This is a genomic window from Kitasatospora sp. NPDC018058, assembly GCF_044327205.1.
Taxonomy (GTDB): Bacteria; Actinomycetota; Actinomycetes; order Streptomycetales; family Streptomycetaceae; genus Kitasatospora.
Window position 1 is genome coordinate 1 of record NZ_JBIRFA010000092.1, and the last position, 10,820, is coordinate 10,820.

The window sequence follows — 10,820 nt, forward strand, 5'->3', positions numbered from 1 at the left end:
ACGGCTCGCGCGACTGGCCATGCACCCACCGGGACCGAGAGGTCACAACCCTACCGAAGAGGGCTGCAGAAGGGATGGTCCTCTAATGAGCGAGAACGGCTTCCCGTCCCTGCGACTGGTGCCCAAGGCCGAAGGGTCGCAGAGCGCCCGGGACTTCAAGACCGACCAGGAGGTGCGTTGGTGTCCCGGCTGCGGGGACTACGCGATCCTGGCGGCGGTGCAGTCCTTCATGCCGGAGCTCGGCATCAAGCGCGAGAACACCGTGTTCGTCTCCGGCATCGGCTGCTCCTCGCGCTTCCCGTACTACATGAACACCTACGGGGTGCACTCGATCCACGGCCGGGCGCCGGCGATCGCGACCGGGCTGGCCTCCTCCCGGCGGGACCTGAGCGTCTGGGTGGTGACCGGTGACGGCGACGCGCTGTCGATCGGCGGCAATCATCTGATCCACGCCCTGCGGCGGAACGTCAACCTGAAGATCCTGCTGTTCAACAACCGGATCTACGGCCTCACCAAGGGCCAGTACTCGCCGACCAGCGAGCTCGGCAAGATCACCAAGTCCACCCCGATGGGCTCGCTGGACGCGCCGTTCAACCCGCTGTCGCTGGCGATCGGCGCGGAGGCCTCCTTCGTGGCGCGCACCATCGACTCGGACCGCCAGCACCTGCAGTCGGTGCTGCGGTCGGCGGCCGAGCACGAGGGCACCGCGCTGGTGGAGATCTACCAGAACTGCAACATCTTCAACGACGGCGCCTTCGAGGTGCTGAAGGAGCCCGGCACCCGCGACGAGGCACTGATCCGGCTGGAGCACGGGCAGCCGATCCGCTTCGGCGGTGAGGCCGCGAACGGCGTCTTCCGGGGGCCGGACGGCGAGTTGTTCGTCGCCCCGGTCACCGCGGACAACGAGGCGGAGCTGCTGGTGCACGACGCCCACGCCGCCAGCCCGGCCACCGCCTTCGCGCTCTCCCGGATCGCCGACGCGGACACTCTGCATCACACGCCGATCGGTGTGCTGCGGGACGTCTCGCGGCCGGTGTACGACGAGTTGATGGAGAGCCAGCTGGCCACCGCCGTGGCTCACCGGGGCCCAGGTGACCTGGCGACGCTGCTGGCGGGCAGCGACACCTGGGCGGTGGACTGACCGTCCCCGCTCGCGAGTCGGCGCCCCCGTCCCATGCCGGACGGGGGCGCCTTCCCGTTGCGGTTACACCTTGACCCACTCGACCAGCTCGACCACGACCCCGTTCGGGTCGGCGACCTGGAAGAGCTTCTCGCCCCACGGCTCCACGCGCAGCGGCAGGGTGATCTCGACCCCCTCGCCGCGCAGCCGCTTCTCCTCCGCGGCGATGTCCTGGACGTTGAACGCCAGGATCACCCCGTCCGCGGTCCGGTTCCGCTGGTTCTCGGGCAGGACCTCCAGGCCGCGGCGCAGGTAGACGACGTCGACCCCGCCGCCGGGGTGGCCGAGCGAGACGAAGCCGTCGGCGGACATCTGCTCGGTGTAGCCGAAGTGCCGCTGGAGGAAGGCGGCGGAGGTGGTGGCGTCCTCGACGGTCAGGGAGACGACGGTGCTGGTGATCTGCATTGGCGGAGCCCTCTCGTCGGTGCGCACGGTTATCCCGTACGCAGTACACTATACATAGTACGGAGAATTGCGCCAAGGGAATCCGCTTCATTCGCGCCCGCGTTCGAGAAAGTCCGGCGGTGAACCGCACGCGGTGGCTAGGGTTGGAAGATCGCATCGAGCATGGGGGGTCGATCCGATGTCGGACGCCGGATTCGAGGTCACGGCGGAGCAGTTGAGGTCCGCGGCGGCCAACGCTTCGTCCATCACCGCGGGGCTGGCCAAGCCGGTCCAGACCGCGAGCACCGCCTCGGGGAGCGCTGAGACGGCGCTGGAGGGCTGGCAGGCGGCCGGGCAGCTGGCCGCCGTGGTGACCGCGTGGACCCAGGGCGTGGAGAAGATCCGTACCGCACTGAGCGCGGACGAGGAGGCACTCCGTACGGCTGCCGACAACTACGGCAAGACCGAGCACGGGACCGCCAAGGCCCTCGAATAGGGCGACAGGGGAAGAGGGGGCACCCGTGGTGGACTTCGCGCGCCTGCGTGACGTGAAACCGGAGTCGGTGACGGAGGCCGGCAAGGACTGGCAGGCCGTCGCCAAGGCGTTCGACCAAGCACGCCAGCACATCGAGGAGTCGGTACTCAAGCCGCTCGGGACCTGGACCGGCCCCGCCGCGACCAACGCCCGGCACTCCTTCGGCCAGCAGGAGTTGCAGCTGCAGGTGGCCGCGCTGGAACTCCAGGCGGTCCAACAGGTGTTGGACGGCTTCGTCCAGGCGGTGACCACCGCCCAGCAGGAACTGCAGTGGGTGCTGACGGAGGCGAGCAAGCGCGGCCTCACGGTCGACGCGAACGGCACTGTCACGGCGACGCCGACGCCGGTCGACCAGCTGCCCAAGAACGCGGCGCTCCGCCAGGAGGCCGCCGACTCCTACCGCGCCGAGGTCGCCTACGCCGCGACCCTCACCGCCGACATCGCCGCCGCTGTCCAGGCCGCCACCCAGGCGGACACCAAGTGCGCGGCCGAACTGGGCAAGCTGGCCGGGGAGTCCAAGCTCCTCGAGGGCAGCGGGCGCACCGGCCTGGCGGGCGCGGTCCAGGTCGCCGCCAAGGACCTCGGCGAGGCCACCCGGCTCGCCGGGACCGTCGAGGGGGACGCGATACCCACCGACCCGACCGCCCGGGCCGCCTGGTGGGGCGGGCTGTCGCCGGACCGGCGGAACCTGTTCCTGGACGCGGCGCCGTGGAAGGTCCAGGGCCTGCCCGGGGCGCCGAAGCTGGAGGACTACTACAAGCAACTCGCCCTGCGGAAGGCCGGGATCGACCCGTCCAAGTGGGACCCGGACAAGGGCCTGGACTTCAACGACGAGACCGTGCAGAAGGTCTACGCCTGGTACCAGAAGCTGTGGGATGAGAACCCGGACTTCCAGTGGGCCGGCATGGCCAAGCTGGCCGGAGCCCCCGTGTACGGGGGGATCCACGACCTCGACGAGTTCATCAAGGGCGCGAACGTCGGCGGGCTGGTCACCCCCGTCCCCGGGGTGGGGCTGCTGGCCACCATGAGCACCGACGAGGTGCAGTGGTTCGAGAACAAGTTCCTGCACATGCAGAAGGACATCTTCGACGACGTCGGCTCCATGCACGCCGCGTACCAGCAGTACGGCATGGCCGGCATCGAGGCGTTGCAGCAGCAGGATTCGAAGAGGTACCCGAAGGAACTGACCGACGCCTGGCGGGACATCGACTCGGGTGACCCCAAGCGGGTGGCGGCGGGCAACGCCGCGCTGCTGGAACGCGAGCAGACCGTCGTGCTGCCCGCGTCGTACAAGCAGGTGGAGAACTACCACGGCCCGGTCGGGGAGACGTTCGCCGAGGTGCTGTCGGCCATGACCAAGTCGCCGATTCCGGGCAGTAAGTCCTTCAGCGACTACTACGGAGGTGAATGGTCGACCTGGTGGGACGATCGCTACGTGACCGACACCAACGACCGGATGGACTGGATCCGCAAGGACATGAGGCCCAAGTACCAGCAGCTCTTGGCGAATCCGGCGGCGGCGAAGACGATCATCGACACTCCGTTGCTCGACCGGGCCGACCAGTACGAGATCCTGCCGTGACTGCGGTGTGGCGGTTGCGGAGGCTCGCGGCTGCGCTCTGCGCGGGCCTGCTGGTCGCCGGATGTTCCCTGGTGGGTGAGAAATCGCATCCCATCCACTGGGATCTGCGGAACTCGCACCGGGCGGCCGATCTCGGCGGCGTCAAGCTGGAGCCGCACAGCGGCCACGACTTCGACGACCCAAACCCGGTGGACATCGATCTGCCGGGTGGCCAGCGCTTCCACGCCGACAAGATGTTCCTCATCGTGGCGACCACCCGCGATGACGCCGAGAACGTCGACGAACTCGTCGGCTGGTATCCCGGGATGCCGCTCGAAGAGGCCTACAAGAAGTCTCTGGAGCTTTCCCGGCAGTTCGGTCTGAATACCGACAGGATCGAGGACTTCCACCGGAGCGTCCTCGACGACCTGGCGAAGGGCGACCGGGTGCGTCTCGGCTCCGAGGAGGGCGGGACCGGATTCAAGTTGCTGACTCCGGCCGGTCCGCTCGTCGGTGTCAGCCTCAAATACGAGACTGTCAACCTCGGGCAGCCGGTGACCGTCAATATCGAGATCGCCTGGGGAGACAACCTGAGACTCACCCTCCAGGACCAGGCCACCCAGTCCGCCACCCCGACCGCCCCCTGATCCGGAGCCCCTGTGTCCCACGAGCAACCCGTCCAACCGGAGGCCGTCACCTGGAACCTCCGTTCCGGCCACCACCGCAGCGACGTCGGCTGGCCCGAGGCCGTCCGGCGCCGCTGGCGCATCCCCGCGGTGGCCGCGACCATCGCGCTGCCGGGCGGGCGCTGGTTCACCGGGCGGGTCGAGCTGCTGGCCACCGCCGAGGGGGAGACGCTCGACCTGGTCAGCGCGACCTTCCCGGCGGCCACGGTGGACGACGCCTACCGGCTGTCGGGCGAGTTGGCCGCGTACTGGGGCCTGCCGGTCGAGCCGTTGGAGGCCTGGTACCGCGAGGTGCGGGCGGGCCTGGCGGCGGGGATGGCGATCAACGGGTTCGGGTTGAGCATCCGTGGTCCGCGGCTGGAGGAGCCGTCCGGGCCCACCGTGAACCTGGTGTTCCTGTTCGCGCCCGGCAGCCCGCGGCCGGTGCGGCCGGCGCTGTACTTCGAGTGGTCCTGAGTCGCTGCCCCGCCTGAGCCGGTGCCCCGCCCGGACGGCGGGGCACCGGATCGTCTCAGGATCGCGTCAGAAGACGCAGGGGATGCCGCCGTCGGACTCGGCGTCGACGCCGGGGCCCTGCACGGGGAGGTTGGCGGCCGGGTCGCCGGTGGCGGGGGCGGAGGGCGCGGCGGGCTTGTCGGACGCGACGCCGGTGAAGGAGCTGCCCAGGGTGACCACCACGTGGTCGGCACCGGCCGAGGCGGACTCGGTGGCGGTGACGCCGTAGCGGGCGGCGATCTGGTCGGCGGAGTCCTTGGCGCCCTTGCCGTAGCTCACCGTGGTGGTCTTCTGCTTGGTGGCGGCGGGGCCGGTCCTGCCCTCCTTGAATCCCATGCCGACCAGGGCCTTGGCCTCGGCGGAGGAGGAGACGCCGGCGGCCGAGGAGGCGTTGAAGACGTCCACGGTGGCCGGGGTGGCAGGCTTGGTGGCCGTCGGGGTCGGTGAGGGCTGGGCGGGGGCGGAGGAGGGCGAGGGGCTGTCGGTGGCGCCGTCGGCCGGGGCGGCGGGCGCGGCGGCGTCGGCGTAGCCGAACAGCTGCTTGACCACCTTCTGGATCTTCGCCGGGGTGACCAGGTTGACGTCCTGGCCGTTGCGGGTGCCGAAGCCGTCGAAGGTGAGGGTGTTGAACTCGACGTTGCCGCCGGTCAGGTTCGGGGCCTGCTGGGCGAAGTCCAGGATGTTCCACTCGTTGTCGATGACCAGGTCCTTCTGGACGACGCCGAACAGGTCCTTGAGCTTGCCGATGTCGCTGATGATGCCGTCCTGCTTGAGCTTGTGCACGACGGAGGAGATGAAGGCCTGCTGGCGGTGGGTGCGGGCGAAGTCGCCGGTGTTGCCCTTGCCGTCGTCCAGGTTGTGGCGCTGGCGGACGAAGGCGAGCGCCTGGGAGGCATTGAGCTTGTTGATGCCCTTGTGGAAGTCGGCGCCGGAGCCCTGGCCTTCCATGGCCGGGTCCTTGGTGTCGTGGGTGAGGCAGACCTCGATCGGCTCGACGGCCTTGGCGATGTCGTAGAAGCCCATCAGGTTGACCTCGGCGATGTGGTCCACCGGCTGGTCGAGGAACTTCTGCACGGTCCGGACGGTGGCGGCCCGCCCGGCGTCGCGGCCGGTCTTCTCCAGGTCGGCGCCCTTGAGGCCCTTGGCCTGCAGGCCCGGGTTCGCCCGTTCCTTGGCGATCCCGTAGGCCTCCTTGATCTTGTGCATGCCCTGCTGGGTGCCGTCCCCGTTGTAGGTCATGACGTAGTCGTCGCGGGGGACGGAGACCGCCTGCACCTTGCCGCCGCCCGCCGGTATGTGCAGCAGGATCAGCGAGTTGGTGTTGTAGCCGCCGATGTCGGAGCTGTGGCCGGCGTGCAGCTCGTCCTGGACGAACTGCGGCGGCAGGTCGGAGCCGTCCATGGCCTTGCGGCTGTCCAGACCGATCAGCAGCAGGTTGACGGAGTTGTCGAGGTGCTTGGGGGCGTCCTTCTTGGTCTCCGCGAGGGCGTTGGAGGTGGTCATCCCGTCGTTCAGGGACGTGTACTCGTACCAGACCACGCCGCTGGCGGCGAAGACCGCGAAGCCGACCGTGCAGGCCACCGCCCGGCCCGCGATCAGCGCGGGGGAGGTCCGGCGGGCGGGGGCCGCCGCGGGCTTGCGGGCGGCGGTGCGCTCGCCCTGCTGCTCGGGCTTGTCAGGCATGCTGCCTCCTCCGGTCCCGGACCATCCGGACCATGATCACCAGCAGGGCCGCCGCGGCGGCCTGCGCCATCACCGGGAAGTCGTTCACCAGCCACCTCGCCGAGCCGGTGGCGAGTCCGCTGCCCTTGTACTTCGCGCTGTCGCCCGCCAGCTCGACCACGGCCGTCACGCCCAGCACGACCAGCGGGGAGGCGGCGAGTACCCACCACCAGCCCCTGCGGGTGCTGAGCGCGGCCGCCAGGCCCGTCCCGAGCACCGCGCACGCGTTGAAGGCCGCGCCCATGCCGGGGCCGGAGAGCTCGTCGATCACCGCCCCCGCCAGCGGCAGTCCGACGGCCGCCACCGCAGGCAGGGTCGGTCCGCCGGAGAAGGGGCGCTGAGGGCCGGCGGGCCTGCCGGCCGTCCGTCGCCGTGAACCCTGGTCGGACCGCCGACCTCGCTGCCCCGCCACGTACTCACCCCCGGTGTTCCCGTGATTGGCGCGCCTCGGTCGGCGCCTGCGCCGGGCTGCTGTGGAGAGCGGTTGCGGCGCTGCCTGTACGGGACGCTGGTGTTCGGCCGGCCGGTTCCCGTTCGCGGTTTCCCGGTTCTGCTGGGGGCAGGCCCGTTTTCGGATTTGCTCTACAGAGGTGTAGAGATCGTACGCAGCATAGAGCACGCCTGTTCGGTGGCAAGTCCGCTCGTGAGCGGGCCCGCATACACTACACCGAGCAGTTTTCGAGAGGGTCGGCGGGTGCGCCGACGGACAAGGAGAGCGCCGTGGCGACCACGGGCGGAGCGGGACGGCCGGAGAAGCGGAAGGCGATCACCCGGGCTGCGATGGCGGTGTTCGGGCGTGAGGGGTACGTCCGGGCCAGCATGGACGCGATCGCGGCCGAGGCCGGGGTGTCCAAGCGGACGGTCTACAACCACTTCGCCGACAAGGAGACCCTCTTCCTGTCGGTGGCGCTCCAGAACTCGGCGGAACTGACCGAGAAGATCCGGGAGTTGATGGCGAAGTACCTGGACCGGGTGGTGGACCTGCGCCAGGACCTGGCCGACTTCGCGGTCGAGCGGGCGCTCGCCGTCCTCTCCGCGGGGGACCACGGGGCGCTCGGCCGGGCGATCCGCGCCGAGGTGGCCAACATCCCGGCGGACGTGCTGGAGGCCTGGTTGGAGGCCGGTCCGGTGGCCTCCCAGCGCGACCTCGCGGAGCACTTCGCGGCGCTCGCCGGGCGCGGGCTGCTGGCGGTCGCCGAACCGGAGCTGGCCGCCGAGCAGTTCACGCTGCTGACCTTCCACGGCGTCGCGGAGCGCTCCTTCTGGGGCGCTCTGCCGGTGGCCGAGGAGGAGGTCGAGCGGATCGCCGGGGCGGGTGTGGACGCGTTCCTGAAGATCTACGGCGCCCAGGTGCCGTAGGCGTCGCAGGCGTTGCCGGCGCCGTGGACACGGAGCGGGGGCGGCGCCCGGCGCCGCCCCCGACCTGCGGATCACTTCCTGCGGATCACTTCCAGTTGACGCCCTTGCCCAGGGTGTACGGCTCGCCCCAGTACTCGGCGCCGGCCACCTTGGTGGCCTGCGGCGCCAGTGCCAGCACGCAGGAGGTGATGGACTGGCCGTTGGTGAAGCCCTTGGGGAAGGACGGGTGCGGGCACTTGTCGAAGGTGCCGATCAGCATCACCTCGGCGGCCTCCGAACCGTCCGGGAGCGTGCCCTTCATCTGGGTCAGGCTGGAGAAGGCCAGGTCGGTGCTGCCGACGTTGGTGACCTTGAAGCGGACGTAGTACGGCACCATGCCCGCGGCCTTGTCGCCCAGCTTGAGCGGGGTGAGGTCGGCCGGGTCGCCCTTGTCGATCGAGGTGACCGCGATCGAGACGGTGCCCTTGGTGCTGCCCGAGCTGAACGGGATGGTGGCGGCGTCGCCGATCTTCACCGTGGTCCCGGGTGCCGCGGTCGCACCGGCCGGGGCCGGGGCCGCCGCCGAGTCGGGCGCCGCGGCGGTCGGGGCGCCGGTCGGCGCCGCCGCCGTGATGGAGGGCGCCGGGGTGGTGGGCGCGGCCGACGGCGTGGCGGGCGCCTGGGTCGCCGGCGGGGTGGTGGCGGTGTCGGACGACGCGGCGTCGTCGTTGCAGGCGGTCAGGGTGAGCGCGCCGGCCGCCGCCAGGCCGACGAGGGCCAGGGTGCGGCGACTGCTGCGGATGGTCTTCATGTGACGTCCCCCGTCATCGCGGACCGCCGTGGCGGCGGTCCTTCTGATGGACGTTCATAGCGCAGCGCGGAAGCGGGGCGCCACGGCTTTGGTGCCGTCTTGACTCCGTCGTGACGACTCCCACGCGGGTCCGTGACAAGGGATGCCGATTCGTGATCGGTTGCCGTCGAACGATCTGACGCCCTGATGGCCCGGGCGTCGTGCGATTCTGTCCGCCATGTTCCAGGATGCTTCGCAGATGATCGATCAGGCCCGCAGGTTGGTGGCCGACCGCTTCCCGGACGCGCTCGCCGTCGTGCTGGCCGGCTCCACCGCCGTCGAGCGCCTGGTCATCGCCGGGGGCGTCCTGCGCGACGCGGCCGACCTGCTCTGCGACCACCACCGGGCCTGGGTGGGCGGCGGCAAGTGGCTCCCGCGCCGACTCCTGGCCGCGGACCGGGAGTTGGGCGCCACGCTGCTGGACGGGTACCGGCAGCTGTGCGAGACGGGCTCGGCGGAGCCGCTCGCGGAGGTGGCGCGGCGGGTGCTGGAGCTGGTCGGCGGCCCGCTGTCGGAGGGCTACCGGCGGACCTGGACGGGCGTCATCGAGCGGGTGGTGTAGCGGCCCGGTCGAGGACGGGCCCGGTGCCCGTCACTGGTGCCAGCGCTGCGTCGGGTCGTTGCCGTCGCAGGAGGCCACCGAGGTGTGCTGGCCGATTCCGTTGGGCCCCTGAGAACGACCCCGCCCGCTCGCCGGTGCGGCGAGCGGGCGGGGCTTCGGGATGTGTCAGCAGCAGCTTCCGCCGGTGCCGCCGTCGGTGTGGACGTGCGGTGCGGGTGCCGGGGCGGCGTTGCTGGGTGTGGTGGCGAACAGGACCGCTGCGGCGAGCGCGAGGCCGCTGGCGGCTGCGATCAGCATCTTGCGCATGGTGAAGTCCCCCTGCCAGTCGTGTGGTTCGGGCCCTTGAGTCAAACCGTTTTGGCGGCGACCTGTCAACGATGCGGTTCCGCCCGAATCGTTGGAGGCCGGCGATTCGGGCGGGGGAGGGAGGCGCGGTTCAGATGAGGTGGTCGAACTCGCCGGCCTTGGCGCCGAGGACGAAGGCGCGGAGCTTGGCGGTCGAGGTGGTGATGATGAGGGAGGGGTCGTCCGACTCGCGGAGGTGGCGGACGTCTCTGCCTCCGGGGGCCAGCTCAATGCAGGTGCTTCCGCCGTCGGCGTTGCTGAAGGATGACTTCTGCCAGGCAGTAACTCCCCCTGGCTCGCCAGTCGCCTCAACCCCCGCTCCCACTAGCTTGGCCGCATGGATGAGTTCGCGACCCGCCTGCACGACGCCTGGGAGTGGTGGCACGCCGCCATCGAGGACGCCCAGGAGGGCCATTGGACCCGCACCCCTCTTGAGCGCCAGGTGATGGACGACATCGCCGCCGCCACCATCGGATTCGGGTACCCGGACCCGGGCACTGAACTCTCCCTGCGCGCCCGGCTCTGCCGCCTCGCCACCTGGGCGGGCGTGCTCCGCCTCGCCGCCCGGGCCGGCGGCTGGGAGCTCGTACCCGTCGTCGGCGCCACCCCGCCCCGCCCGGCGGGCATGGCCGAACTGCTCTCCGCCGTCTACGCGGTCGGCGAGCAGGGCGAGGTCTGGCTTCGGAGGCTCCCCACCGGCGGCCCGCCACCGCCCGGCGCGGTCGCCCGGTTCGAGGCCTTCGTCACCGGTCCCGGCTCGGTCGAGGACCTCCGTCAGTTTTTCTACGACTAGGAGCTGTCCGGCCGATCATGTGACTGTCGCTTGAGCTGCTCGTTGCTTCGGGTATGGGGCGGGATCGGCTTAGGCCTACAGCAACCGGCCTTGCCGCGAGTACCTGCGGCGCCGGGGCATCCGGCACACGATCCCGGAGAAGGACGACAGCCGGGCCGCCCGCCTGCGCAGAGGTTCACGTGGTGGGCGACCACCGGCCTTCGACGAGGACCGCTACAAGAAGCGCAACACCGTCGAACGGGCCATCAACAAGATCAAGAACCACCGGGCGGTGGGTGAGGTCGACTCGGGGCGCCCTGCTGGTGTCTCCACCAGTGGGTTTCCCCGAGCCGCCTCCCGAACCCGGCGTGCCCGTCTCCGGGCACCGGG

The 10,820-nt window shown here is 70.6% G+C and carries 14 protein-coding genes and 1 pseudogene; 9 read left to right on the top strand and 6 right to left on the bottom strand.

The window, feature by feature from the left end; translation table 11 throughout:
• The first annotated feature begins 85 nt into the window (after window positions 1-85).
• On the top strand, window positions 86-1,141 hold the full coding sequence (locus ACH4E7_RS44295; RefSeq protein WP_396254900.1) for a 2-oxoacid:ferredoxin oxidoreductase subunit beta: 1,056 nt from the start codon (window positions 86-88) through the stop codon (window positions 1,139-1,141).
• A 63-nt stretch (window positions 1,142-1,204) separates the two neighbouring features.
• Here the strand turns inward: ACH4E7_RS44295 and ACH4E7_RS44300 are convergent, their stop codons facing one another.
• Window positions 1,205-1,585: a VOC family protein gene (locus ACH4E7_RS44300; RefSeq protein WP_396254901.1), complete on the bottom strand. Its 381-nt coding sequence runs from the start codon at window positions 1,583-1,585 to the stop codon at window positions 1,205-1,207.
• A gap of 178 nt (window positions 1,586-1,763) precedes the next feature.
• Here ACH4E7_RS44300 and ACH4E7_RS44305 point away from each other — a divergent pair, with 178 nt between their 5' ends.
• Genes ACH4E7_RS44305 through ACH4E7_RS44320 form a run of 4 tightly spaced genes read left to right on the top strand, consistent with a single transcriptional unit; the run spans window position 1,764 to window position 4,802 of the window.
• Window positions 1,764-2,060 (top strand): hypothetical protein, encoded by a 297-nt coding sequence (locus ACH4E7_RS44305; protein ID WP_396254902.1) that lies wholly within the window; start codon window positions 1,764-1,766, stop codon window positions 2,058-2,060.
• Window positions 2,061-2,085: 25 nt separating this feature from the next.
• Entirely contained in the window at window positions 2,086-3,681 is a 1,596-nt protein-coding gene (locus ACH4E7_RS44310) for a WXG100 family type VII secretion target (protein ID WP_396254903.1), read from the top strand.
• Window positions 3,678-4,307, top strand: coding sequence for a hypothetical protein (locus ACH4E7_RS44315; RefSeq protein ID WP_396254904.1), 630 nt, complete (start codon window positions 3,678-3,680; stop codon window positions 4,305-4,307). The genes ACH4E7_RS44310 and ACH4E7_RS44315 overlap by 4 nt, the downstream gene beginning before the upstream one ends.
• A 12-nt stretch (window positions 4,308-4,319) precedes the next feature.
• Window positions 4,320-4,802 (top strand): hypothetical protein, encoded by a 483-nt coding sequence (locus ACH4E7_RS44320; protein WP_396254905.1) that lies wholly within the window; start codon window positions 4,320-4,322, stop codon window positions 4,800-4,802.
• A gap of 66 nt (window positions 4,803-4,868) precedes the next feature.
• Here the strand turns inward: ACH4E7_RS44320 and ACH4E7_RS44325 are convergent, their stop codons facing one another.
• Together ACH4E7_RS44325 and ACH4E7_RS44330 are read right to left on the bottom strand one after the other, a co-directional pair.
• Entirely contained in the window at window positions 4,869-6,524 is a 1,656-nt protein-coding gene (locus tag ACH4E7_RS44325; RefSeq protein ID WP_396254906.1) for an LCP family protein, read from the bottom strand.
• Complete coding sequence (locus ACH4E7_RS44330; protein WP_396254907.1) at window positions 6,517-6,867, bottom strand: DUF6542 domain-containing protein; 351 nt, start codon at window positions 6,865-6,867, stop codon at window positions 6,517-6,519. The genes ACH4E7_RS44325 and ACH4E7_RS44330 overlap by 8 nt, the downstream gene beginning before the upstream one ends.
• Window positions 6,868-7,283: 416 nt before the next feature.
• Here ACH4E7_RS44330 and ACH4E7_RS44335 point away from each other — a divergent pair, with 416 nt between their 5' ends.
• Window positions 7,284-7,922 carry a TetR/AcrR family transcriptional regulator gene (locus ACH4E7_RS44335; protein WP_396254908.1) on the top strand — a complete coding sequence of 213 codons (639 nt, stop codon included), beginning with the start codon at window positions 7,284-7,286 and terminating at the stop codon, window positions 7,920-7,922.
• Window positions 7,923-8,007: 85 nt separating this feature from the next.
• Here ACH4E7_RS44335 and ACH4E7_RS44340 read toward each other — a convergent pair whose 3' ends face one another.
• Window positions 8,008-8,712, bottom strand: coding sequence for a hypothetical protein (locus ACH4E7_RS44340; protein ID WP_396254909.1), 705 nt, complete (start codon window positions 8,710-8,712; stop codon window positions 8,008-8,010).
• A 238-nt stretch (window positions 8,713-8,950) separates the two neighbouring features.
• Here ACH4E7_RS44340 and ACH4E7_RS44345 point away from each other — a divergent pair, with 238 nt between their 5' ends.
• Window positions 8,951-9,313: a hypothetical protein gene (locus tag ACH4E7_RS44345; protein WP_396254910.1), complete on the top strand. Its 363-nt coding sequence runs from the start codon at window positions 8,951-8,953 to the stop codon at window positions 9,311-9,313.
• Window positions 9,314-9,478: 165 nt separating this feature from the next.
• Here ACH4E7_RS44345 and ACH4E7_RS44350 read toward each other — a convergent pair whose 3' ends face one another.
• Both ACH4E7_RS44350 and ACH4E7_RS44355 read right to left on the bottom strand, forming a co-directional pair.
• On the bottom strand, window positions 9,479-9,610 hold the full coding sequence (locus tag ACH4E7_RS44350; protein ID WP_396254911.1) for a hypothetical protein: 132 nt from the start codon (window positions 9,608-9,610) through the stop codon (window positions 9,479-9,481).
• Window positions 9,611-9,749: 139 nt separating this feature from the next.
• Entirely contained in the window at window positions 9,750-9,983 is a 234-nt protein-coding gene (locus ACH4E7_RS44355) for a DUF397 domain-containing protein (RefSeq protein ID WP_396254912.1), read from the bottom strand.
• 12 nt (window positions 9,984-9,995) lie between these two features.
• Between ACH4E7_RS44355 and ACH4E7_RS44360 the strand changes: the two genes are divergently transcribed.
• Window positions 9,996-10,451: a hypothetical protein gene (locus ACH4E7_RS44360; RefSeq protein WP_396254913.1), complete on the top strand. Its 456-nt coding sequence runs from the start codon at window positions 9,996-9,998 to the stop codon at window positions 10,449-10,451.
• A gap of 73 nt (window positions 10,452-10,524) precedes the next feature.
• A pseudogene (locus ACH4E7_RS44365) lies at window positions 10,525-10,725 on the top strand (IS5/IS1182 family transposase); the annotation flags it as partial.
• Between the last annotated feature and the right edge of the window lie 95 nt (window positions 10,726-10,820).